This is a genomic window from Shewanella sp. DW31, from assembly GCF_015767295.1.
In the GTDB taxonomy this organism is placed as follows: Bacteria; Pseudomonadota; Gammaproteobacteria; order Enterobacterales; family Shewanellaceae; genus Shewanella; species Shewanella oncorhynchi.
In genome coordinates this window covers 158,835-183,945 of the sequence record NZ_JADWMP020000002.1, presented here as the reverse complement: position 1 = coordinate 183,945, position 25,111 = coordinate 158,835, and the positions used below count along the sequence as shown (strand labels likewise).

The window sequence follows — 25,111 nt, the reverse complement described above, 5'->3', positions numbered from 1 at the left end:
CAAGTTCAATCGTTTGTTCATTATCCGTGCGTTTTTTCTTTTTTCATCACGCGGGCTTTTTCAACTTCCCATTCACGCGCTTTAGTATCTTCGCGCTTATCGTGATCTTTCTTACCTTTACCTAGACCAATTTCCACTTTCACCCATGCACCTTTACGCCAGTACATTGAGATAGGAATGATAGAGTAGCCTTGGCGCTCAACTAAGCCCGCAAGTTTATCTAGCTCTTTACGGCTGAGTAGCAGCTTTTTCAAGCGCAGGGGATCGCAGACAACGTGTGTCGATGCCGTATTCAAAGGAATAATGGTGCAGCCATGCATAAAGGCTTCGCCATTTTTCAGGAATACGTAACAGTCGGACAAGTTGACCTTACCCATACGGATAGATTTAACTTCCCATCCCATTAGGGATAGGCCGGCTTCCATTTTCTCTTCGAAACGGTATTCGAAGGTTGCGCGCTTATTACGTGCGATAGTCGCAGGCGCGGCTTTGCTTGAATTTTTCTTTACCATAGTGGCGCCATTATACGCACGGTGAATCAATTTGGTATTGATATAAGGGTTTATTTAGTTAATTTCAAGCCTCTATCGTGTTGTTGCTTGTTTTTTGAACGCCATTAAGGGGTTGAGTATCAGCTTAAGTGCACAAGGGGTGCGTTTTTTACGTATCGTGATAAAATCCGTGCAAATTTTGATTGCTTGCCTAAGTTGTTTATTGCACGTGCGTTATTTTCGTGCGTTTGAGTTTGCTTAGGTCGCTGTGAATACGTTAGTGAAGAGTACTAAGTCCTATGCCGCAAATTTCTCGAAGTGTGTTAGTCCGTTTTAGTGCGATGCAAATGTATGACTTAGTGAATGATGTCGAGTCGTATAAGGAATTTTTACCCGGTTGTGTGGGTGGCAAAGTCTTAGAATTTGATGGTAAGACTATGCTGGCATCTGTTGATGTGAGTAAAGCGGGGATCCGTAAGACATTTACGACTCGCAACCAAGTGGTTCCTGGTAAGAGTATTGATTTAACATTGGAAAATGGGCCCTTTAAGCATTTATTGGGGCAGTGGCGTTTTACTGAGCTGACTGAAGAGGCCTGCAAGGTAGAATTCGAGCTGAGTTTTGAGTTTTCAAGCTCGTTAGCCGATATGGCCTTTGGTAAAGTGTTTAATGATCTTATGGTATCAATGGTGACGGCATTTACGAGTCGCGCTAAGGTGATTTACAGTGACAAATGAGACAGATAAGTTTGTAGTTGATGTGGTTTACGCCTTGCCTACACAGCAAAAAGTGATTTCGGTGAATGTGAATCCCGGCACGTCAGCGATTGAGGTGGTGCGTTTAAGTAACATTGTAAGCTTTTTTCCTGAGATCGATTTAGATACGGTTAAGCTCGGTGTGTTTAGTAATGTGGTTAAGCATGACCAAGTGATTTTACCGGGGCAAAGGGTTGAGATTTATCGTCCTTTGATTGCTGATCCTAAGGATGTGCGTCGTCGCCGAGCAGATAAAGCTAAAGATGAAGGCCGCGCGAATAAAGTGACGGGTGGACGAGCTTAAATATTGACATCATAGCTCAATAAAAAAGCGCCCTTGGGCGCTTTTTTATATTTGATTGACTGAGAAGAGCATAAGCAAAGTTTAGGATATTACTTAATTGGTTTTTGAACTTGCGCTTCAGCTTGATTTTCTTTAACTAATGGCTTTTCATCGGCGCGCTGTGCTGGAATTTGTGGCACTAGCTCAGTTTTATTACCTGTTGGCAAGCTGCTTTGCTCTAGCGGCGTACTAAATTCTTTGCTCAGTTCATAATCGCCTTTCACTGAGGTAAGTTTATCGCCCGTAAAGTGCAGTATGAGTTCTTTATGCGTAATGCTGGCATCACGCCCACTCTTGTAGTGATACACATAGTACCAAGTATCGTCAGCAAAACTATCTCGTAATACCGGACGGCCGAGAATGTATTCGGCTTGTTCTTTGGTCATGTCAATGCGCAACTTTTCAACTTGTTGCGGTTCCATGTAGTTGCCCTGTGGAATGTCGGGCTTATAAATCAACCAATCGAACACGCTACAGGCACTGAGCGAAACAGAGAGCGCCACAGCGCCCAGTAGGGTAAGACTTTGCTTTTTATTGATCATTGTATGCGCTACTTCTGAAAATCTGGCGGCCATAATACCCAAGCATTCCCCCTCATGACAAGGGCAATCGGGCTTTGCTACCGTCATAGATCGAATTGTGTGACTTTTCGACCCAGTATGTTGGCTTTAGTTCTCAATCTTTAAGGATATTTATTAGCTAAAGTCATATGGGGCTATGAGTATGATTTTCGGTGTCAGAGCCGTACAGGTTTACTGTTGGCTGGATTGGGAAAAGAGTAAATGTGAGCGATTTCTTCTTTAAAGCCAAGCAATTAGTTACTAAGTCGATAGACAGTATGTGTGGCGATAAACATAGTAATCTCATTAAAATCAGATTAAAGTTACCGATATGTTTTTATTGTGTTCTTGTACTGTGGCTTTTTTGCCGTAAGTTTGCAGTGTTCGAAATAAAATAGTGGGATAGATGCATTGGGTTCTTTAGTTTGCGTAGGTACGGGTTTACAACTGGCCGGACAGATCAGTGTGATGAGTCGTAGTTATATTGAGCACGCTGATGTCGTGTTTTCACTCTTGCCCGATGGTTTTTCGCAGCGTTGGATCCAGAAAATTAATCCCAATGTCATCAATTTACAGCCGTTTTATGCACAAAATGGTGAAGTTAAAAATCGCCGAGAAACCTACGAACAAATGGTTAATTCTATATTGGAGGCCGTAAGGGCTGGCAAAAAAACCGTTTGTGCGCTCTATGGTCATCCTGGAGTCTTTGCCTGTGTTTCCCATATGGCGATTACGCGGGCGAGGGCAGAAGGGTTTTCAGCGAAGATGGAGCCGGGGATTTCGGCTGAGGCGTGTTTATGGGCTGATCTGGGTATTGACCCCGGCAGCTCTGGGCATCAAAGTTTTGAAGCTAGCCAGTTTATGTTTTTTAATCATGTGCCCGATCCGACAACCCATTTATTGTTATGGCAAATTGCGATTGCTGGTGAACATACCTTAACTCAGTTCCATACTACGAGTGACAGGCTGCAGATTTTGGTTGAACAACTGAATCAATGGTATCCGCGAGATCATCAAGTGGTGATCTACGAAGCTGCTAATCTGCCAGTTCAAGCCCCTAGAATTGAGTATTTGCCGTTGAGTAAGCTGCCCGAGGCAAACTTGTCTCCGATCAGTACTTTACTGATCCCGCCAGCAAAAAAACTCGAATACAACTATGCTATTTTAACTAAATTAGGCATTAGACCTGAAGATTTAGGCTAATTGTGAGTGCTGTACTTCTGAGCTGAATTCGGGAGTCATCATATAAATAAGGAAAGGTATGTCTGCATTATCGGATTTTTTTACCCAGTTAGGTCAAGATGCACAACTGATGGAAGCGTATCAACAGGACCCGGAGGCCGTAATGCGCGCCCATGGGTTAACTGATGAAGAAATTAGCGCTGTAATGAGAGGGGATATGACAAAACTAAAAGTTTTGAGTGGCGACCAAAATTATCAAACATTTGTTTTAGTCAATCATGGTAATAATTAACTAATCTTGAAACGGTTACGTTGTGCCCTATTAGCCATCTTCGCCTTGTGTTCGACAGCTTTGATGGCTAACTCTCTCGATTTTGATCAGGCACTCAATGAGCTTGATGTATTACTGCAATCTGATCTTAGTGCTGCGCAGAAAAAGCTTGCCGAATATGAGAAAGAATTCAGTCGTTTAACTACAATACAACAAGGACGACTGAGGATAGATAGAGCGATAGGTTATTTTTTCACTGGTGAATATACTAAAGCGTTAGATGATCTACACCAAGCCGAAACCTTAGTGCCAAATACTGATTTATTGGCGTCAGTTTATAGTTACAAAGCCACTGTATATATAGGTCTGCGTGACTATGACAAAGCCTTGGCTGCAGTCGCTCAAGCATTAGCCCTAGTGGTGAATATTGATGATGTCACGATTAAACGGCACTCATATCTAAGAATTGCCAATATTTATTCCGAAATGGACGCTTATAGCGATATGGGCCTTTATGCCAATAAGGTGTTACAACTCGCAAAGGAAACCGATGTCCGCGATATTTGCCATGCCAAATTGCTGCGCGCTATTTATTTACTCGGCGTGAAAAATCCCGACGCCTTCGATGCCTTCGAAGATAGCCGTCAATACTGTGATGCGAAGCAATTCCCCCTTTTGGCGACTATGTCGATGAAAGGCAAAGCTATGGTTTTGCAGGAGCGGGGCGACTTTTTAGGTGCGAGAGCGATTCTGCTATTAGCTTTAAAAGGGTATGAAGCTTTTCAATTTCAGTTAGAAATTAGCCATGTGCATGCACTACTTGCCGAGAATTACTTTGCCATGGATGAGCAGGTTCAAGCGAAAAGTCACGCCGTTAAAGTGCTTTCATTCCCCGATGATAATAGCTACATCGAACATAAGCATATTGCATATAAGGTATTTGCCGAACTGATGGCGGCGGATAAACAATTTGAGCAAGCCTATGAATACACAAGAAAAGAACAATATTATAATCAATTGATTTTTGACCAATCTAGAATGAAAACCCTCGCTTATCAGGCGGCTAAGTTTAATGCTGATGAACAGTCGCGTGAAATCAATTTACTCAATAAAGAGCGTGAACTTTACATCGCTCAGCAAATGGTAAAAGAGCGGGAATACACCAATATGCTGATGTTTATCACTATTCTAGTGGGTGGGCTGTTCTTCCTTGGAATTTTGTTAGCCGTAGGTCAGATGCAGAAACGTAAGTTTATGCGTATGGCGAGAATGGATGCCTTAACAGGCATATTGAATCGTGGTGCAGGGCAAGAGTTGGGAGAAAACCTTTTTGTGCAAGCCACGGCTCGTAGCGGGGATTTCTGTGTCATTTTATTCGATTTAGATTTCTTCAAACGCATCAACGATTCTTTTGGTCATGGAACTGGCGATTGGGCGCTTAAAAAGGTGGTTGACTCCCTTAAATCCCATATCCGAAATGGTGATGTTTTTGCTCGTATCGGCGGTGAGGAGTTTGCAATTTTATTACCCTATGCCGATGAAGCGAAAGGCATGGAAGTGGCGGAGCAATGTCGAGCTCGTATCGAGGCCATTGATACCCAACATTCAGGGCATAAGTTCGTCATAACGGCGAGTTTTGGCGTGAGCGGTTTAATGGCTGATGATCTGAGTTTGGATCCATTATTTCACCGAGCCGACATGGCGCTCTATGCCGCTAAGGCCAATGGCCGCAACACCGTAGTACGCTATTCTGACATATTAAAATGTGACAAGCAGGCAACTGATTTACGGCGTCATATCGCATCGCCCTCTGTGTAATGCAAGTCGAGTGAGCATTTAGTCTCATCCAGAGTTGGCAAGCCCTTACTGGTTTTATCCTTCCTTAGTTTATTGCTCGTTTTTTTATTTTGCAGCCACTCACTAAAATGCAATAACAGTCTAAGGTGTCTCTAAGCGCTCTTTTACTCTGCTTTGTTGCTCCAGTTGATTTCCCCCACGCTTAAGTGTTTTCCGTATCAAAAATTTCTTATTTTTAATGAATTGCCTTGACCTTGTTAATAAATAAATGGGATATCATAGCTGATAATTGCCTAGCTATTGCTGGGTCCTTACATAGAACAATGCGCATTCCTTTTTCCGTTGGAGCCTTCATGGAACAGTCGAGTTTACTCACGTCGGTGCTGCTATTTTTATTGGCGGCGGTTATTTTTGTTCCCTTGGGTAAACGTTTTGGCGCGGGCCCTATTCTTTCCTATTTGGCCGCAGGGATTATTTTAGGCCCAGGTGGTATGGCGTTGGTTTCTGATCCTGCAGCCGTGTTGCATTTTGCCGAGTTAGGTGTGGTACTTATGCTGTTTGTACTTGGACTCGAATTGAATCCAAGTAAATTATGGGAACTTCGCAGTGCTATCTTTGGTTTAGGCAGTGGTCAGCTGTTGTTGTCATGGGCTGCGATTGGAGGTTTGGCTTGGGGCTTTGGCTTGTCTATTGAGGCGGCTTTAGTGGTTGGTGCCGCGCTATCTTTATCATCGACAGCCTTTGCCGTGCAGTTAATGAGTGAGCATAGGTTGCTCACAACCCCACTTGGACGTGATGCTTTTGGGGTCTTGTTAATGCAAGATCTTGCGGTTATCCCTATGTTGCTGCTGACAGCATATTTGGCGCCCAATTCTGCTCAGATTGAACATCATGCGGTGCCTTGGTACTGGACGTGTCTTGCGCTCGTTGGTTTTGTGTTAGTGGGGAAATATTTATTGCCTAAATTCCTTAAACTAGTGGCAAGCAGTGGGGTGCGTGAAGTGCTCACCGCTTTTGCATTATTGCTGGTCATGGGTAGCGCTGAGTTAATGGAGTGGTTGGGACTTTCTGCGGGCATGGGGGCATTTTTGGCGGGTATTATGCTCGCTAACTCAAGTTATCGGCACCAGCTCGAAACTGACATAGAACCTTTTAAAGGCTTATTGCTTGGGCTGTTTTTCATGGCTGTCGGTATGAGTATGGATTTGAGATTATTGATATCTGATCCGTTACTTATTCTGGGCATTTTAATGGCTATGTTGCTGATTAAAACCTTTGTGCTTATGGTGCTGGGGCGCATTCGGCACCACAAATGGCGGCCTAGTATTGCACTAGGGTTGATCCTTGCTGAAGGGGGCGAATTTGCCTTTGTGCTGTTATCTCAGGCGCAGCTATCTGGTATTGTCGGCGATAAAATTGCGCAAGTGCTAGTGCTGGCGATTGGTTTGTCTATGGCAGTAACGCCTCTATTGTTTACTTTGTTCCGAGCAACTAAAGCCAAAGTGGTGGATACTCGTCTGCCAGATACGATTAATGTCACCGAATCTGAAGTGGTGATTGCTGGATTTGGTCGAGTAGGCCAGATCACGGGGCGTATTTTGGCCTCATCAGGTATCCCTTTTGTCGCATTGGATAAGGATGCGAGTCATGTGGATGTGATTCGTAAATACGGTGGTGAAGTGTATTTTGGTGATGCCAGACGCTTAGACATGTTGATGTCGGCGGGGATTGCTCGGTCTAGATTACTATTGCTTGCCGTGGACAGTGTTGAGGATTCCATTGAAATTGCTCAGCAAGTGAAAACACATTTTCCCCATATCAACATAGTCGCGCGGGCGAGGGACCGTAACCATGCTTATCGTTTGATGAGCCTTGGGGTGACGGATGTGTTTCGTGAGACCTTTGGTTCGGCGCTATCGGCCAGTGAGAAGATTCTCCAAGGTCTAGGTTTATCGCAGGTACAAGCCAACGAGCGGGTAAAAATCTTTGCTGAGCATGATAAGAAACTGGTGATTGCGAGTGCGGCTCATCAAAATGATTTAGCGACGTTAATCAATTTATCGAATAAGGGTAAGGCAGAGTTGGAATCCCTTATGCGTGGCGATAGGGAGAATGTGAGCTAATGTTGTCACTCTGATTTGGATATAAAAAGAGAGCATAAATGCTCTCTTTTTTATTGGTTTAAAACATCAAATATAACGCTGATGTTTAGGTGTTAAAAGCTATAGCTGTATTGCAGTTTGACGTTGCGTTCTTCACCCGGCATACCACCGAGGAACATGGCTTTACTGTAATAGTCTTTATTGAAAAGGTTATTGATGTTCAGCTGGATTTTCCAAGAATCCGCGTTGTAGCTCACTGCCGAGTCAACGACGGTATAGCTAGGCACGTAACCGTCTGGAATACCAAATGAGCTTGAGTGCGTACTGCGATCATCGACAAATTTTGCACCAAGGCTCAGCTCGATTGGACTTGATAATCTAAACCAATCCGCGCCATAGGTAACCCAAGCACTGGCGGTGACATAAGGCACACCTTTTTGACGGCTGTCGTAATTTGCGACGTCATTCGGGTTTTGCTTATCCCTTGCATCTTGGTACATGCCATTAAGGTTAACGCGCCATTGATCATTCAGGTGGGCATTGAGATCGAGTTCGACCCCCTGAGTATCTTCGCTGCCATCGTAAAAATACACGGGAATATTAGGGGTTAATATGCCATTGGTATAATCAGGGTTGTTATAGGCGACATTAGTACGCGAGCTTTTAAAGAATACCAGTGAGCCAAGCAATTGATCCTCAAATGCTTTAAAGCGCATACCTAGATCATTGCTAATTGATTCTGAATCATCTCGGTCGGTAGCATTATCTTTTACTGCATCAAGTACACTGTAAGCGGTTCGCCCTTTAGAATGGTTGATGAAAAATGATAAATCCTCAATCGGCATGTAGGTTAACCCTAGGTTATAGGTCATACCGTTATCTGTGGTATCAGCTTCTGGTGTCGCTTGGGATTGGCTAGTGCTATAGCGTGGATCAACACCAAAGTGCTCATAGGCTTGTTTAATTTCATTAAAGGCAACACCAATACGTGTGGTAAAGCCGTATGGCAGATAACTGACATGTTGTAAGCCTACGCCCCAAGCGCTGACTTTTTTGTCATAGTTAGCGGTTTTGAGTGGGTCATAGTCCTCGAATTTACCTGTGCCCCAATTAGGATTGCGGATGTCGTATATATAAGGCAGAGATCCTTGGTAAATGATTTTGCCATCTTTGTTTTTAAAGATTTGATCCGCATCGTAGATAGAATATTGCTGGAAGCGAATATTACGGTCTTCATAGTTGGCATTGACCAATAATTCATTGTCTATATTGCCAATTTGGAAGTCATAACGTAAATCGGCAAAGTACTGCCACGAAGTCTCGTCGGCATCCACTTTACGGTATTCCTGACGTCTTGCAGCAAAAGGATAAAGTTCGCCGTTTTCAACTAAAGGCGCGCGGGGATCAGCGTTGATCGGGTTTTTGCCTTGTTTCCAGTAGACGTAGTTATAAGCACCTGTTTGGCGGGCGAAGCCTGAAGTGTAGTCGCGATACTGTAATTGCTGATTAAGAAACAGACTATCGTTGAAGTAAATATTATGGGTTAGTTTAAATCTTAACTCTTCGCCTTCATTGTCCTTCGCCATGGGTGAAATCAGCCCTGCATCACCAAACGAATAGGGCCTTAAGCCATCAGCGCCCGACAACGAGGCCGCTAACTGCTGACGCTGTGCATCGGTCAGTTGTAGACCCTTACCACTTGGATCGTTGATTAAATCCTGCCAAGTGACCTCTCCCGCGCTCTTACCGCCGACTGAATCGGCATTGTAAATTCGAATCGGGTGGCCAATAGAGTCAACGGCAATAGCATCTTTGATGTAAGCACCTGAAAGCATTACATCTTGGCTATCACTTAATACCCATTTTAAGGCGCCATAGATTTCGTCTCTGTCTGTACCGATATCGCGATACCCATCACTGCGGCCGGATTTTGCCACTAAACGGTAGGCGACATCATCATTCAGGGCGCCTGTGCTATCCAGAGCAAGGGAGTAGGTATCCCATTGTCCAACTTCGGCGGTAAATTTGTTTTTTGACTCGAATTGCGGTTTTTTCTCAATTAAATTGATGACGCCGCCAGCACTCCCCATGCCATAGAGTCCAGTCGCTGGGCCTTTTAATACTTCTACGGATTCAACGTTGGTTAAAGAGCGCGTGGGGTTGAAAGTGTTACCAAGGCCAGCACCGCCATACATACCGTCATAGGTGTAATTTGCGCCTAAACCACGGATGACTATGTTGTCACCGATGCCATAGTTATTACCCGCTTGAGTCACACCACTGATGTTACGGATCAAGTCTTGCAGATTATCTGTACCTTGGGTTTCGATCAGTTCTTGGTCAACAATTACAACTGCAGCGGGTGTTTCCATGAGAGACATGTCGGACTTAGTTGCTAGCCCTGAATTCTTCACTACTGAGTTTTGTCTGCCATAAACCGTGATGCGCTCAACGTTGGCTTCAGCATTTGCTGATACCGAGTTAGCTTCGGCGGATGCAGTTTGCGATAAAACGGAAAGGCAGGCGAGTGCAGTTAGTGACAAACGAAATGATTTCATTAATGGTTCCCCCAAATAAATAGGTCGCGAATAGTAATGATTTGCATTTAAGTTGGCAACATATGTTTCAGATGTCGTGGTTGAAATGTGCAGTGCTGCGAATAAGTGTTACGAAAAGGCATGTATTTGAGGAAGTAAGGTATGGGTTCTCGTAGGAGAAAAGCTTCATAAAAAGTCGCGTCTAAGTTCCATCCCGCTGTAATGTCAAATTTGTTTCATTTTTTTTATAAAAAAGTGATTTATTTTTTGAGTTAACCATCACATCCCACCTTGTTGATCGGGAAACGCAACCTGGTACTTAGTTTGAATCGCACATGATACTTATTTCGTTTACGTAAACGTCAAAATGAAACGGTCGTTTAAATTTGTGACAATGGCAACAGTCTTTATCATTATGATTTATATGAATTTATCTGACTTACCTCTAGGTTAGTTCAAAACATTGAGCATTTTCTACTTAGGTCTAATAGAGTAAAAATGATGTAATAATAAATTTACTATAAGTTATTTAATTACGTAATTAATTACTTTGCGTATTGATTGGTAAAGTTGTCTGACAAGTTTCATTTAACTGCAATTGTCATATGTGATTAAAATGTTTAATTACATATTTATCAGTTGTTTGTTGTTTGTTTTCTTGCTTGGTCAGACCAATTTTAGCATGGTTTTTACTTAGGTAATGCATGTTTTTGTCAATCTTGGACTGTTGCAAATACAAACGTTTGTCGGTAAGTTTTAGTTCGAAACAAACATTTGATGGTTTTTTGGTGAGTTTATAAGCAGTGGTGATTGGGGATGCTACTGCTTTATATGTCAGCGTTAAGCCTGTGATAGTGGAGCCTCTTGGGAGGGCATCAAGATGACGGAACACACTTTGAGTGAACAGCAATTGAATTCGACACTGGGTAAAGCTACAGCAAACGCCACGCTTAATATTGTGGGTCGTGACATTCCAGGCCAAGAAGTCATATTTACCGAAGGGGCTGTCGCCTTACTCGAATCCCTTTGTCGTGAGTTTGCCGACGAAGTACCTGCCTTACTCGCTAAACGTAAAGATAAACAAGCACGTATTGATAAAGGAGCATTACCTGACTTTCTGCCTGAAACCCGCGCTATCCGTGATGGTGCATGGCAGATTCGCGGTATTCCCGATGACTTGCTTGACCGTCGCGTGGAAATCACAGGTCCCGTTGAACGTAAAATGGTGATTAACGCACTCAACGCCAACGCCAAAGTGTTTATGGCTGACTTTGAAGATTCCTTAGCACCGAGCTGGGAAAAAGTCGTCGAAGGTCAAATCAATCTACGTGATGCCGTGCGTGGTGATATTGAGTACACAGCACCGGACACGGGTAAGCACTATAAATTAGGGCCAAATCCTGCAGTGCTTATTTGCCGCGTTCGTGGTCTGCACCTTAAAGAAAAACACGTACAGTTTAATGGAAAAGCGATTCCTGGCTCACTGTTTGATTTCGCACTGTATTTCTACCACAACTATCGCCAACTTTTGGCCAAGGGCAGTGGTCCATATTTTTATATTCCTAAGTTAGAAAGTCATATTGAAGCGCGCTGGTGGGCAAAAGTGTTTGCTTTTGTTGAGGAAAGGTTTTGTCTGCAAGCGGGCACGATTAAATGTACTTGCTTGATTGAGACTTTGCCTGCCGTGTTCGAAATGGACGAAATTCTCTATGAACTACGTTCCAATATCGTCGCACTGAACTGTGGTCGTTGGGATTACATCTTCAGCTATATCAAGACATTAAAGCGTCATGGCGACCGAGTCTTACCGGACCGCCAAGCCGTCATTATGGATACGCCTTTCTTAAGCGCTTATTCAAGACTCTTGATTAAGACCTGCCACAAACGCGGTGCCTTAGCGATGGGCGGCATGGCAGCCTTTATTCCTGCTAAAGATCCTGCTCAGAACGAAGCCGTATTGCAGCGTGTGCGTAAGGATAAAGAACTAGAAGCGCGTAACGGCCACGATGGCACTTGGGTCGCGCACCCTGGCCTTGCCGACACCGCTATGGGGATTTTCAACGAATACATAGGCCAAGATCACTGTAATCAATTGCATATTACCCGTGATGTCGACGCGCCAATCCTGGCTAGCGAACTGCTTAAAACCTGCGATGGTGAGCGCACTGAACAAGGGATGCGTCTGAACATTCGTATCGCCCTGCAGTATTTAGAGGCGTGGATCAGCGGCAACGGTTGTGTACCTATTTACGGCTTAATGGAAGATGCGGCTACGGCTGAGATCTCTAGAGCATCAATTTGGCAATGGATCCAACACGGTAAGTCGCTGTCAAACGGCAAATTAGTGACCAAACAACTCTTTAAAGACATGTTGGTTGAAGAGCTGTCGAACGTGAAAAAAGAAGTGGGTAGCGACAGATTCACCCATGGCAAATTCACCCAAGCAGCCGTGTTGCTTGAAGACATTACCACCTCCGACGAGCTGGTCGATTTCTTAACCTTACCCGGTTACGAAATGCTGACAGCTTAGAATGAACTCATTTGCTTGAACCGTTTTAGGTAAACCAGATTTAGCTGTGGCGGGGCTACCGCCAACCAAACAATTTAGCAGAGTGAAACTGGGGGCAGTTTCATGATAGCTACAACATCAAAGAGAAAGGAGCGACATTATGACTAAGGCAACGACTCAGACTTCACGTCAAGAGCAGATTGATGCAATCAAGAGAGATTGGGCAGAAAACCCACGTTGGAAACACGTGCGTCGTCCTTATACCGCAGAAGAAGTGGTTGCGCTTCGCGGTTCAATCGTGCCTGAGAATACTATCGCTAAGCGCGGTGCTGCTAAGTTATGGGAATTGGTTAACGGTGGCGCTAAAAAAGGCTATGTGAATTCACTGGGTGCGTTAACGGGTGGTCAAGCGGTACAACAGGCGAAAGCGGGTATCGAAGCGATTTACCTTTCAGGTTGGCAAGTGGCAGCCGATGCTAACTTAGCCGGCACTATGTACCCAGATCAATCTTTATACCCAGCCAACTCAGTGCCTGCTGTGGTATCCCGTATCAATAACTCTTTCCGCCGTGCTGACCAAATTCAGTGGGGCAATGGCGTTAATCCAGAAGATGAAAAATTTGTTGATTACTTTCTGCCAATTATTGCTGACGCAGAAGCGGGTTTTGGCGGCGTATTAAATGCCTTCGAACTGATGAAGTCGATGATTGACGCAGGCGCTGCCGGTGTTCACTTTGAAGATCAGTTAGCTTCAGTGAAAAAATGTGGCCACATGGGTGGCAAAGTATTAGTGCCAACCCAAGAAGCGGTACAAAAGCTGGTTGCTGCACGTTTAGCGGCGGATGTGAGCGGTGTCGATACACTGGTTATCGCACGTACCGATGCTAACGCGGCCGATTTGTTAACTTCAGATTGCGACCCATACGATCGTGATTTCGTGACTGGCGAGCGCACCAATGAAGGTTTCTACCGTGTTAAAGCTGGTCTTGACCAAGCGATTTCTCGTGGTCTGGCTTATGCTCCGTATGCGGATTTGATTTGGTGTGAAACCGCTAAACCGGATCTTGAAGAAGCGCGTATTTTTGCTGAAGCGATTCATGCTCAGTACCCAGATCAACTGCTTGCTTATAACTGTTCGCCTTCGTTCAACTGGAAGAAAAATCTGGACGACGCCACTATCGCGCGCTTCCAACAAGCATTGTCAGACATGGGCTACAAGTACCAGTTCATCACTTTAGCCGGCATCCACAACATGTGGTACAACATGTTCGACCTCGCTTACGACTATGCTCGTGGCGAAGGTATGAAGCATTATGTTGAAAAAGTTCAAGAAGTTGAGTTTGCAGCAGCGAAGAAAGGTTACACCTTCGTGGCGCATCAACAGGAAGTGGGCACAGGTTATTTCGACCAAGTGACTACGGTTATTCAAGGTGGCCATTCTTCAGTGACTGCACTGACTGGGTCTACCGAAGAAGAACAGTTTTAAGCAGTAGAAGCGCTTAGGATGATCCATTGTGATTGTGGATCACTCCTTAGCACGCCTTATGCTGATGTATCTGGTGAGGCGTGGTTAAAAACTCGAAATAGAGGGCAAGAGCGGACTGTGATGAGTTACCGAGCTTGCAGCTTAAATCTCGAGTTGAGTATGAAAGAGTGTTACCCGTAAGCCTGTGTTTAGCTGCTTTGCAGCTGTTGTCCCCGTACAGTTCGCCTACATGTGCTGCGCGGGTTTTTAAGTCAAACCTTGTGACTTAACTTCCTACCCTGTAAGTTTTTGCTTGCCTTAGCTTGGCGACTCTATGAGTCGCTATTTTTTTGCTTATTGGTTCACTATTGCGCTGATTAATATGGTGCAACTCTGATACGACTTGGTGCAATAATCGGATTATTTTACAGCAACTTATTGCTATCTCATTGTTATTTAATAGCTATCAAATGTGGCCTGAATAATGCTCTGAATATTACGGGAAGTTACAGTGTATTAAAGCTGATTATTGGCATTCACATTGAGGTCACCGCCATGAAATATTACAGTCGCCGTTTAGTTAAACCTGAACATTTAAATCCAGCAAATACCCTGTTTGGCGGTCAGTTGCTCAGTTGGATAGATGAGGAGGCCGCTATCTTTGCTGCCTGCCAGATGAAGAGCACGAGCCATGTGACTAAGCTGATTTCTGAAATCAACTTTATGACGCCAGCGCATCAAGGGGATGTGATTGAGTTTGGTCTGGAGCTCGTGAGTCTCGGCCACAGTTCTATTACCGTAAGCTGCCAAGTACGCAATAAGATGACGCAGGCGCCAGTGGTGAGCATAGATAAGATGGTGTTTGTGCATGTCAATGCCCAAGGATTGCCTGTGCCCCATGGTATTCGGGCGAATGCGGCTTAAGGGGCGTGGCGCTTAAAATGCGTGATGCTTAAATGTATAAGATGCTTAAAATGACAGTGACGCCTAGGCGTCACTGTCATTAGTCTTTGGTTAAATCTTCTTTTACCGATTTGACCGCATCCCGTGAAGCATGACCTATGGCTTTTGTCGTGTCTCGAGTCGCGTGGCCTATCTCAGTGGTGACTTCTTTAGTCGTTGTGCCGATGGCACGGCCTGCGTCTTTTAAATCCGCACAGGCGGATGTAGCGAGTAATAAAGGAATAATAATGAGCGTCGCTTTATTCATTGTGATGCTAATCCTCAATTTAAGTTCGTAACTCAATTTACTGGGCCTTGCCATTTTTACTGTGCTAAATGACATTCGGGACAATATAACAGATCTTTAGCTGAATCACGCTATGGCGACATTATCTGCTGAGTCGCCGTTGCAATGTTTCTGTTCGAGTATCAACCGAGTGAGCTAAACTAAGAGCATTAAATGACGTCGTGGGTTGAGTTATCGAACTCGACAAATAAAAACGCCAGTGGCGTTTTGCGCACTGGCGTCTAAGGTCGCTAAATAATACTGCAAAGATTATTCGAGTTTGGCTAAGCGTTGTTGATAGTCTTCAATCAGGTGCTGCATGATTTCTTCTGGCGCCGCATCGTCACAGCAATCGTCTAAAAAGATTTTAAAGGTGACTAAGGCATGGCCGTCATTTTTGAGTCTGTCACTCTGCATTGAGAAGTAAGCATCTTCATTTTCGGCTTTACGAACCACAAACTTATTAGTTTCGAAGGTTTTTTCCCCAGAAAGCTCGTGCCATTTAGTGATGCGATTTAACGCGATCTCACAGGACTGGTTCATTTCAATATGATTTAACCAAGTAACGGGATGTTCAGGATCTTTGTAATGTGGACATCTAACTGTGTAGTTATATACATGGGTGATTGCAGTCATAGCGTACCTACCTGTTCGAGGATATTGTTGCCATCATAGGCATCGTTTTTGAATTCGGTCAATCATTAATTAAGTCTATATAGCCTTGATGTTTTTTGACGGAGAAGGATAGTTACTGCATGAAAATTAACCATTTACTTAATCTGTCATGTCTCTATTTAGCATGAGTTTTATGCCAATAACTTTGTGCTAGATCTCAGTTTTGGGTGAAGTTTCGCTTTTGCTGAATTACTGATTAATAAAGCAACAACTTGGTCGTCAGTAAGTCTTATTCAGTGTAAGTGATAAAAAGAGCGAATAGCGGAGTAAATAGGTTAATTAAGCTTTGGTGGGCGTAATACGATTAAGTGGCAGTATAAGTTGTCGCAGAGGAAACGCAGAAGGCAGAATGGACAGAGGCCCATTCGTTAGAACGGGCCTCTCAGCTGGCTTCATCTTTTGCAGGGAAAAAGCGAACTGGGGCCATCTTATCGGATCTGTAACAGTCTGTAACCCACAGAGATCACGTTTTTTATATCATTTTGCTATGAATATTTTAGGTTCAGATCCTTTCTTCTTGAATATGCAGATTTGTGAGTGTTTTGTCAGTTCAAAGGTGCATAGACACTGAGTTTTATGTTGGTTTTTGTTACTCAATTTTTAAGATAGTAACTTACCTCACCATCTTGTTGATACAGGTGTAAAAAAGGCCCCAATAGTGCAGCAATAATCTGTGCACTATTGGAGCCTAAAACGAATTCATTGGAGGATGAAGTCGTGTTTACGCACTAGCAGGACAATAAGTCGTTATCCAGCAAGTTAGCGCACGATTGTTGTGTGCTAACTTGCGATTGGTAAGGTATGGCGATTACAGCGCACAATTACAGCGCATTAGTGAAGATCTGACAGATCTCCGCATGGGTCGCTTGTTTTGGATTCGTGAATCCACAGGCATCTTTTAACGCGTTATCTGCAAGTGTTGGAATATCTTCCGCTTTTACGCCTAACAAGGTCAGGTTTTCTGGGATCTTAACCGCAACAGACAGTTTTTTGATTGCCGCTATCGCCGCACTGGCACCTTGCTCATCTGTCATCGCAGACACATCCACGCCCATAGCATTGGCAATGTCTTTTAAGCGAGCAGGGACGACCTGGGCGTTGTATTCCTGCACATGTGGCAACAGCAGAGCGTTACACACGCCGTGGGGCAGATCGTAGAAACCGCCTAATTGGTGCGCCATCGCATGCACATAACCTAAGCTGGCATTGTTAAACGCCATACCCGCTAAGAACTGGGCGTAGGCCATTTGTTCACGGGCGTTGATGTCTTGACCGTTTTCAACTGCGTTGACTAAGTTAGCTTGAATCAATTCCATGGCCTTGATCGCACAGGCGTCGGTGATCGGGTTAGCCGCAATAGACACATAGGCTTCAACCGCGTGAGTCAGTGCATCCATACCGGTTGCGGCAGTTAGGCTCGCAGGCTTTTTCAGCATGAGCTCAGGGTCGTTGACCGACAGCAAAGGCGTGGTGTGTTTATCGACAATCGCCATTTTAATGTGGCGGGCTTCGTCGGTAATGATACAGAAGCGCGTCATTTCACTGGCAGTACCTGCCGTCGTATTAATGGCCACTAACGGCAACTGTGGTTTTGCGGATTGATCTAACCCTTCATAGTCTTTAATGCTGCCGCCATTGGTGGCAACAAGGGCGATACCCTTGGCGCAATCATGGGGTGATCCGCCGCCGAGTGAAATCACAAAATCACACTTGTTGGCTTTTAACAGGGCTAAACCCGCTTCGACGTTGGTCACTGTTGGGTTAGGTTGTACGCCATCATAGATGGTGGAGGTAATGCCATTTTGACCGAGTTTTTCGGCCACTTCACCGACTAAGCCAATCTTGACTAAGGGTTTATCTGTCACTATGAGTGCGTGTTTAAAGCCTAAGGTTTTGATGTCACCGATAGCATCATCCACTGCGCCTTGGCCTAATACGTTGACAGAAGGAATAAAAAATTTAGCAGCCATAAAATCCACCTATTTGCTTGTAAAGATTAAGTTGTGTTCTTTTCTGGTGATCAAGCTACCAATTTGGAGGTAGTGAAAGTGTGAGCTTGATCGAGTTCGGCGCTTATCTGAGGGTAATTTCCCACTAAAGTTGGAACTGGGTAACTAAATTTCGGACTTTTATGACGGGTATTAGTGTTGGCGTACGATATGGTTTTTTAGCGTTGTTAGCGCCCCTGGTGATGCATCATTCCTGTGCATTTTTCGTTTACTTTTTATCCCACTTTTTATCCAGAGTTTGACGGCTCAATTGTTAAATCTAACAGAGGTTAAACCTCATAAATACTCTCATTTGTAGCATTAATTCCAATTAATTAGTTTGACATCTAATATTAATTTATGCGTGCTGCTGTGGTTGTGGTAGGGCCGTAAGTCAAAGGAATCTATACATTTATCTTGTTTTTACAGATTAATTCTTTTTTACATAACTAACTTGTGAGCTTTATCACTGTGCTATTTTAGGTTGATAGTTACATCACTAATCATTATTATGATTGTTAATTGAACGTTCAATTAACGTCGTTCAGAGTATTGAGAGAGTGGTTATTCCTTGAGTATTTATGCCTAAAACCGCCATGAAATTGATACGCAGACAGCAGCTTATTGATGCGACATTAGCATCGGTTGCCTTGCATGGATTGCAGCACACGACCATCAACAGCATTAGTCAGTTGGCGGGGATGTCGTCGGGGATCATCAGTCATTATTTCAGTGGTAAGCAGGGCTTGATCCAAGCGACGCTGCGCCACTTGCTCGAGCAGTTAAAGCAAGCGTTGCTCAATCGAATCCAAGGACAAGTGTTGGCGCCAACAGAGCGCTTAATGATGATAGTTGAAGCGAATTTTACCGAGTTACAACGCTCGCGAAATGTCACTCACACTTGGCTGAGTTTTTGGGCACAGGCCGTCCACGATCCCCAGTTAGCCCGTTTGCAGAATATCAATAGTCGCCGCTTATACAGCAACTTACATTTTTCCTTTCGGCACGTGTTGCCCAAAGAGTTTGCCCTGATGGCTGCTGAGCAAACGGCGGCGATGATCGATGGATTCTGGTTACGCAGCGCCTTAAGTGAAACCCCTGAGCAGGATTTTGTTCAGGCCGAAAAATTATGCAAAACCTTTATCCACAATGTGATAAAGCAGCATGGAGTCAAAACATGTCAGTAGAAGTACAGTACAACTTTATTGCGGGTCAGTTGCTCGCAAACGATAGCGGCGAAACCTTCGACGTCGTCAATCCTGCCACTGGGCAATTGGCGTATCGAGTGCAAGTGGCCGATGAAAAAATTCAGCAAGCGGCCATCGAGAGCGCCAAAAAAGGCTTTGCTATTTGGTCTGCCATGAGTGCCACTGAACGCAGCCGAATTCTGTTAAAGGCGGTCGCATTATTGCGCGCCCGTAATGATGAACTCGCGGCAATCGAAGTGTGCGATACAGGTAAACCTTGGCAAGAAGCCTCAGTGGTTGATGTGGTCACAGGCGCAGATGCTATCGAATTTTTTGCCCATATCGCCCCAGGGCTTGAAGGCGCGCAGCAGCAAGTCGGTGGGGATTTTTATTACACCCGCCGTGAGCCCTTAGGCATTTGTGCTGGCATTGGCGCGTGGAATTATCCATTGCAAATCGCCTGTTGGAAGGCGGCGCCTGCCTTAGCCAGCGGCAATGTGATGATTTTTAAACCTTCGGAAGAAACGCCGCTTGGCGCACTGAAATTGGCGCAACTCTTTAGTGAGGCGGGTCTGCCCGATGGCGTATTTAACGTCGTGATGGGTGACGGCAAGGTTGGCGCTTGGTTAACGGGGCATCCAGATATTGCCAAAGTGTCCTTCACGGGGGAAGTCGGTACCGGTAAAAAAGTCATGGCCGCGGCGGCAAGTTCATTACAAGACGTCACTATGGAACTCGGTGGTAAATCACCGCTTATCGTGTTTGATGATGCTGATATCGACAATGCGGTTTCAGGTGCCATGCTTGGTAACTTCTATACCCAAGGTGAAGTCTGTACCAATGGGACGCGGGTGTTTGTCCATGAGTCAGTTTATCCAAGCTTTATCGAAAAACTGCTTATGCGTACTCAAACCAATATTGTGGTGGGCGATCCTATGGCACCAGAGACTAACTTTGGCGCCTTGATCTCCAAAGACCACCAGCAAAAAGTGCTCGATTATATTCAGCAAGGTATCGATGACGGCGCAACTCTGCTCACCGGTGGCACAGCATTAACGCCTGATAATGCTCCCAATGGTTACTTTGTTGCCCCGACGATTTTCACCCATTGCACCGACGAGATGCGCATCTGTAAAGAAGAAATCTTTGGCCCTGTAATGTCCGTGCTTACCTTTAAAGATGAAGCCGAAGTGATTGCTCGGGCAAATAATACCGCCATGGGTTTGGCCGCAGGGGTATTTACCCAAGATATCAGCCGTGCTCATAGGGTCATTCATCAGTTACAGGCGGGTATTTGCTGGATCAATGCCTATGGCGCCTCGCCAGTCGAAATGCCCGTTGGAGGTTATAAGTTGTCGGGCATTGGCCGTGAAAACGGCTGCGAGACACTCAAGCATTACACACAAATTAAAGCCGTTTACGTGGGTCTACAGCCCTTAGAAAGCCCATTTTAAGGAGGCATTTTGACTCAGTCATTAGAGCAAAAATATTATAACTACATCATAGTTGGCGCAGGCTCAGCGGGTTGTGTGCTTGCCAATCGCTTGTCAAAGGATCCTAAAAACGAAGTGCTGTTATTAGAAACCGGAGGCAGCGATAAGAGCATCTTTATTCAAATGCCTACGGCGTTATCAATTCCGATGAACAGCCCTAAATATGCTTGGCAGTTTGAAACTGAGCCTGAGCCGTATTTAGATAATCGCAAGATGCATTGTCCTCGGGGCAAGGTGCTTGGCGGTTCATCGTCGATCAACGGCATGGTATACGTTCGTGGTCATGCCAGGGACTTTGATGAGTGGCAGGCGCAAGGGGCGACCGATTGGGATTATAGCCACTGCTTACCGTACTTTAAGAAGGCGGAAACCTGGGCCTTTGGTGGTGATGAGTATCGCGGTGAGTCAGGGCCGTTAGGCGTGAATAACGGCAACCAGATGCAAAATCCCTTATACCAAGCCTTTGTGGATGCGGGCATTGCGGCGGGGTATTTATCGACCGCCGATTATAATGCCGCGCAGCAAGAAGGTTTTGGCCCTATGCATATGACGGTCAAAAAAGGCGTACGCTGGTCAACCGCCAATGCCTATTTACGCCCAGCGATGGCCAGACGTAATCTCACTGTTGTGACCCATGCATTAGTGCATAAAGTGTTATTGGAAGGACAAACAGCTGTTGGCGTTCGCATTGAACACAAAGGTAAAGTTGAAGATATTCGTTGCAACAAAGATGTGATTTTAGCGGCGGGCTCAATAGGTTCGCCGCATTTGTTGCAATTATCTGGCATTGGCGATCCCCAAGTATTGGCTGATGCAGGGGTCGAGTTACAACATGAATTACCCGGTGTCGGCCAGAATTTACAGGATCATTTAGAGTTTTATTTCCAATTCAAATGCCTTAAACCGATTTCACTCAATGGCAAGCTAGATCCTTTCAGCAAGTTCTTAATCGGTGCCCGTTGGATATTAGATAAGTCTGGCCTAGGGGCCACGAATCACTTTGAATCCTGTGGTTTTATTCGCTCAAAAGCGGGTCTGGAGTGGCCAGATTTGCAGTACCACTTTTTACCTGCGGCTATGCGTTACGATGGCAAAGAAGCCTTTGCGGGTCATGGGTTTCAGGTGCATGTGGGCCATAACAAGCCTAAAAGTCGTGGTGCCGTGACCTTAGTGTCGGCAGATCCAAAAGTGCCGCCCAAAATTCAGTTCAATTATTTACAGCATCCCGATGATATTGAAGGCTTTAGGGCCTGCGTGCGTTTGACCCGTGAGATCATCAATCAAGCGCCATTCGATGAGTATCGCGGTGAGGAAATTCAACCCGGCATACAAGTGCAAACCGATGCGCAAATCGATGCCTTTGTGCGTCAATCGGTTGAGAGTGCTTACCATCCTTCTTGTTCGTGCAAGATGGGCATGGATGCGATGGCGGTGGTGGATCCAGAAACCCGCGTGCATGGATTGCAGAATTTACGGGTGGTGGATTCTTCTATTTTCCCGACTATCCCGAACGGCAATTTGAACGCGCCGACCATAATGTTGGCTGAGCGCGCCGCGGATCTGATTTTAGAGGCTGAGATGTTAGTGCCAGCAGATTCCGCCGTTGTGGTTGCCGACGCTTGGCAAACCACACAAAGAAGCACTGCGACAAGTTAAAGCCATAAGTTAACAACACGCCTGCTCAGTCCGTCGAATCGACGGACTGGCGGCTTCAATTTTGAAGTGACTCATTAATTGATGACTCAAAAGGGTCATGATTCATTTTATCTAAAGGGTCGGTCAGCCCGCAGTGAGTGTGCAAATGACCGCTTTCACGACTGATCATCTATCAGGGTTTAACTATCGCGGAGTGTTTTTAAGTAGCGATATTTAAGGCTTGAGGGCAGAACGTTGCCTTTAAAAATGGATCAGTTTTTATTATTAAATAAAAACATGGAGTTACATTTTATGGGTTTATATCCAGATGCCGACTTACACCCAGTATCGACTGGGACTGAGTGCTCATTATGACTTGGTTATTATCCGCAGGGATACTGTTCACTTTTACCGCGATTGCGTTTGTGATTTATCGCTGGGGCAATATTCGCTGTATCGGCGTGACGCCTGTGCGTACTTTTACCTTTATCGCGATTCTGTTTACCTCAGGACTTGATGTCGGCTTGATCATGTTTCCGCTCACCGAGTTTGCGGGTTATGCCAATGTGGCGGCGAGTCCTGAATACGGCTTTAGTAATCCGCTGGCGATTGAGTTTGGCTTCTGGGCCTTCTTGATTTGGAGCTTCTACTTTTTAACCTGTTTCTATTTTTGTGTCATCGAACCTAGGGTGAAGTTTTTTGATATTCCTTGGGTTAAGTTCATCAATAATATCGTAATTATTGGCACCTGTGCCTTTACCGCCTATTTACTATTGAGCAATTTACCTTGGTATTTACCCGAATTAGGTGATGGCGAAACCATAGTCGGTAGCTTCTATTTAATCGTATTTATGGTGATCGCCGCGGCAGTGTATTCCAGCACTAGCATACGTTATGTGCGTATTTTGAGTCTGGCGAGCACTTGGTTATTTTTAGGCTTGATTGCCATCATGTGGGCCAGTGCATTTTTATCGGCTGACTCGAGTGTGGGCGAGTTCTTTACGACCTTTGCCATGCTGGGTGACTACTTCGGCAATATTCAACATTTTGTGTTACCCATTAATGACTACCATGAGTTTTATCTGTTCTGGTGGTTTGCATGGAGCATTATGATAGGCCAATTTACCTCGCGCTTTGTCGGTGGCATGAAAACCTATCAAGTGCTGTTGGCCATGATGGTGTTTCCGTCTATCCCCATCGCGATTTGGTTCACCGTACTTTATTACTACAGCGCCAATGGCTTAGATACTTCGGGCTTCTATAATCTGGCGATGGTGATCGTGGGAATTACCTTTGTAATCAATTCCCTCGACTCATTGGTGCGCCTCTATACCGATAATCTTAATTTGACCATTGAGCGGTTAGGCAAGTTTAAATATGTCAGTTTTAACTTAGTCTTGCTCTGCAGTCTGACACTACTCTTTCAATTAGACTTTCTTCAAATTCAATGGATTGGTGCAATCGCACTGGGCCTGATCTTTAGCTGTTTTGGTTACATCATGATGACGCAATTGCAAACTGTTCGTGCCATTGAGCGCTCGCCAAAAGAGAACAAAATCGACTTTACTAAAATTGAGCTAGCCAACTAATGGAAAAATTAATAATGAAATCAAAATGTTTTTATCTTGTCGCCGGCGGATTATTATTGATGTCGACTGCGGCGAATGCCGGATTATCAGCCACTGTGACGGCCACTTCGGATTACACCTTTAACGGTGTCAGCCAAACTGACAGCGGCCCAGCGCTGCAAGGCAGTTTGGATTATGGTTTTGATTCGGGATGGTATGTGGGTGGCTTTACGTCGAACGTCGACTTTGGGGGAAACGACAGCACTTGGTTGGAACTCGATGCCTATGCGGGTAAGTTTTATCAGCTCAATGAGCAACTGAGTTTCGATGTCGGACTGGCTTATTACACTTACCACGGCGAGTCGTTTTCCGATGAGTACAACTATCCTGAGCTGTATAGCAAGTTAGGATATGATAGTTCACTGGGTCACTCTGAGGCTAAGTTGACCTATACATGGGATTACTTTGGTTTGGGTGGTGAGCATTACACTATGTTGCTTGGCCATACTGTCAGTGTCACTGAAGGACATGATATTCGCTTTAGTGTCGATCGCTCGACATCACTTGATGAGGATAAATGGTCATGGGATGGTGGCAAATCTTTTAATCATTTCCGTATCGCCTATCTGACCAGCTGGAGTGGCTTTGATTTTAGCCTTGCCGCTGAAGATACCAGCATGAACTTAGATACCAGTGACGAGCGTCTCGTGTTGTCGGTATCGCGTCAATTCATGTTGTAACATCAGGGATTTTGCCGTAAAAGCGCCTCCCGTGGGTGAGTTCAGTCGCGCTTTCTGGTAAGGTGCACTCGTTGCTTAGAATGGGGAGAATGAAAAGAACGATGGAAAAGTACGAACAATTGCTTATTTCGCTGCGCCGAGTGATACGCGCTATCGACATTCATTCTCGCCAGCTGAACAAACACTCAGGTTTAACTGGGCCGCAATTGATGGTGATGCAGAAAATCGCCCAATTGGATGCGCCATTGGCTAAAACCGTGGCGGAAGAAATTACGCTCAGCCCTGCGACAGTGACGACTATTATCGATCGACTCGAGGGCCGTGGTTTAGTGATCCGTCTACGTAGTGAGACTGACAAACGTAAGGTGCATTTATACCTTAGCGATGCGGGCCGAGTGCTGTTACAGGACTCACCTAAACCGCTACAGGATCATTTTATTAAGCGTTATCAGAATCTTGAAGAATGGGAGCAGAGTCAATTGCTCTCAGCCGTTGAGCGTATCGCGACTATGATGGACGCCGATAAAATTGATGCGGCGCCTATGCTCTTGGTGGGGAAGATCCAAGGGGATGAGTAATCGTTTA

The 25,111-nt window shown here is 45.0% G+C and carries 21 protein-coding genes; 15 read left to right on the top strand and 6 right to left on the bottom strand.

All coding sequences use genetic code 11. The features are described from left to right. Positions 1-20 precede the first annotated feature (20 nt). Positions 21-512 (bottom strand): SsrA-binding protein SmpB, encoded by a 492-nt coding sequence (gene smpB / locus GWI56_RS03050; protein ID WP_006080832.1) that lies wholly within the window; start codon positions 510-512, stop codon positions 21-23. A gap of 278 nt (positions 513-790) precedes the next feature. Here smpB and GWI56_RS03045 point away from each other — a divergent pair, with 278 nt between their 5' ends. Beyond that, positions 791-1,228, top strand: a complete 438-nt coding sequence (locus GWI56_RS03045; protein ID WP_028760728.1) for a type II toxin-antitoxin system RatA family toxin — start codon at positions 791-793, stop codon at positions 1,226-1,228. Further along, complete coding sequence (locus tag GWI56_RS03040; protein WP_006080834.1) at positions 1,218-1,550, top strand: RnfH family protein; 333 nt, start codon at positions 1,218-1,220, stop codon at positions 1,548-1,550. The genes GWI56_RS03045 and GWI56_RS03040 overlap by 11 nt, the downstream gene beginning before the upstream one ends. A gap of 89 nt (positions 1,551-1,639) precedes the next feature. Here GWI56_RS03040 and bamE read toward each other — a convergent pair whose 3' ends face one another. Beyond that, positions 1,640-2,131, bottom strand: coding sequence for an outer membrane protein assembly factor BamE (gene bamE, locus GWI56_RS03035; RefSeq protein ID WP_028760727.1), 492 nt, complete (start codon positions 2,129-2,131; stop codon positions 1,640-1,642). 429 nt (positions 2,132-2,560) lie between these two features. On the opposite strand from bamE, the gene GWI56_RS03030 reads away from it, so the two are divergent. The 4 genes from GWI56_RS03030 (at position 2,561) to GWI56_RS03015 (ending at position 7,522) form a co-directional block, all read left to right on the top strand. Next, positions 2,561-3,352 carry an SAM-dependent methyltransferase gene (locus GWI56_RS03030; RefSeq protein ID WP_198572105.1) on the top strand — a complete coding sequence of 264 codons (792 nt, stop codon included), beginning with the start codon at positions 2,561-2,563 and terminating at the stop codon, positions 3,350-3,352. Between the two features lie 58 nt (positions 3,353-3,410). Next, the gene (locus tag GWI56_RS03025) at positions 3,411-3,623 is read left to right on the top strand and encodes a hypothetical protein (protein ID WP_131523005.1); all 213 of its coding nucleotides are present in this window, start codon (positions 3,411-3,413) and stop codon (positions 3,621-3,623) included. Positions 3,624-3,686: 63 nt separating this feature from the next. Further along, entirely contained in the window at positions 3,687-5,420 is a 1,734-nt protein-coding gene (locus GWI56_RS03020; RefSeq protein WP_198572151.1) for a GGDEF domain-containing protein, read from the top strand. Positions 5,421-5,752: 332 nt separating this feature from the next. Beyond that, the gene (locus tag GWI56_RS03015; RefSeq protein ID WP_198572104.1) at positions 5,753-7,522 is read left to right on the top strand and encodes a monovalent cation:proton antiporter-2 (CPA2) family protein; all 1,770 of its coding nucleotides are present in this window, start codon (positions 5,753-5,755) and stop codon (positions 7,520-7,522) included. A gap of 92 nt (positions 7,523-7,614) precedes the next feature. Here GWI56_RS03015 and GWI56_RS03010 read toward each other — a convergent pair whose 3' ends face one another. Beyond that, the gene (locus tag GWI56_RS03010; protein ID WP_198572103.1) at positions 7,615-10,059 is read right to left on the bottom strand and encodes a TonB-dependent receptor; all 2,445 of its coding nucleotides are present in this window, start codon (positions 10,057-10,059) and stop codon (positions 7,615-7,617) included. A gap of 859 nt (positions 10,060-10,918) precedes the next feature. Here GWI56_RS03010 and aceB point away from each other — a divergent pair. The 3 genes from aceB (at position 10,919) to GWI56_RS02995 (ending at position 14,936) form a co-directional block, all read left to right on the top strand. After that, complete coding sequence (aceB, locus tag GWI56_RS03005; RefSeq protein WP_198572102.1) at positions 10,919-12,568, top strand: malate synthase A; 1,650 nt, start codon at positions 10,919-10,921, stop codon at positions 12,566-12,568. 139 nt (positions 12,569-12,707) lie between these two features. Then, on the top strand, positions 12,708-14,033 hold the full coding sequence (gene aceA, locus GWI56_RS03000; protein WP_198572101.1) for an isocitrate lyase: 1,326 nt from the start codon (positions 12,708-12,710) through the stop codon (positions 14,031-14,033). A 534-nt stretch (positions 14,034-14,567) separates the two neighbouring features. Next, complete coding sequence (locus GWI56_RS02995; protein ID WP_006080843.1) at positions 14,568-14,936, top strand: hotdog domain-containing protein; 369 nt, start codon at positions 14,568-14,570, stop codon at positions 14,934-14,936. Between the two features lie 79 nt (positions 14,937-15,015). Here the strand turns inward: GWI56_RS02995 and GWI56_RS02990 are convergent, their stop codons facing one another. The 3 genes from GWI56_RS02990 to yiaY all read right to left on the bottom strand — a co-directional run bounded on the left by GWI56_RS02990 (position 15,016) and on the right by yiaY (position 17,885). Next, positions 15,016-15,222 (bottom strand): hypothetical protein, encoded by a 207-nt coding sequence (locus GWI56_RS02990; protein ID WP_028760719.1) that lies wholly within the window; start codon positions 15,220-15,222, stop codon positions 15,016-15,018. 288 nt (positions 15,223-15,510) lie between these two features. Next, a complete protein-coding gene (locus GWI56_RS02985; RefSeq protein ID WP_028760718.1) occupies positions 15,511-15,876 on the bottom strand; it encodes a hypothetical protein in 366 nt (121 codons plus the stop codon). Between the two features lie 860 nt (positions 15,877-16,736). Next, positions 16,737-17,885 (bottom strand): L-threonine dehydrogenase, encoded by a 1,149-nt coding sequence (gene yiaY, locus GWI56_RS02980; RefSeq protein WP_198572100.1) that lies wholly within the window; start codon positions 17,883-17,885, stop codon positions 16,737-16,739. 599 nt (positions 17,886-18,484) lie between these two features. Between yiaY and betI the strand changes: the two genes are divergently transcribed. The 6 genes from betI to GWI56_RS02950 all read left to right on the top strand — a co-directional run bounded on the left by betI (position 18,485) and on the right by GWI56_RS02950 (position 25,104). Then, positions 18,485-19,090: a transcriptional regulator BetI gene (betI, locus tag GWI56_RS02975; protein ID WP_198572099.1), complete on the top strand. Its 606-nt coding sequence runs from the start codon at positions 18,485-18,487 to the stop codon at positions 19,088-19,090. Continuing rightward, positions 19,081-20,544, top strand: a complete 1,464-nt coding sequence (gene betB / locus GWI56_RS02970; protein WP_198572098.1) for a betaine-aldehyde dehydrogenase — start codon at positions 19,081-19,083, stop codon at positions 20,542-20,544. Before betI ends, betB begins: the two co-directional genes overlap by 10 nt. Positions 20,545-20,553: 9 nt before the next feature. After that, positions 20,554-22,239, top strand: a complete 1,686-nt coding sequence (gene betA, locus GWI56_RS02965; protein WP_198572097.1) for a choline dehydrogenase — start codon at positions 20,554-20,556, stop codon at positions 22,237-22,239. A gap of 350 nt (positions 22,240-22,589) precedes the next feature. Continuing rightward, positions 22,590-23,807, top strand: coding sequence for a BCCT family transporter (locus GWI56_RS02960; protein WP_198572096.1), 1,218 nt, complete (start codon positions 22,590-22,592; stop codon positions 23,805-23,807). A 14-nt stretch (positions 23,808-23,821) separates the two neighbouring features. After that, the gene (locus GWI56_RS02955; RefSeq protein WP_198572095.1) at positions 23,822-24,526 is read left to right on the top strand and encodes a TorF family putative porin; all 705 of its coding nucleotides are present in this window, start codon (positions 23,822-23,824) and stop codon (positions 24,524-24,526) included. Positions 24,527-24,627: 101 nt separating this feature from the next. After that, positions 24,628-25,104 (top strand): MarR family transcriptional regulator, encoded by a 477-nt coding sequence (locus GWI56_RS02950; protein ID WP_198572150.1) that lies wholly within the window; start codon positions 24,628-24,630, stop codon positions 25,102-25,104. Positions 25,105-25,111: the final 7 nt, after the last annotated feature.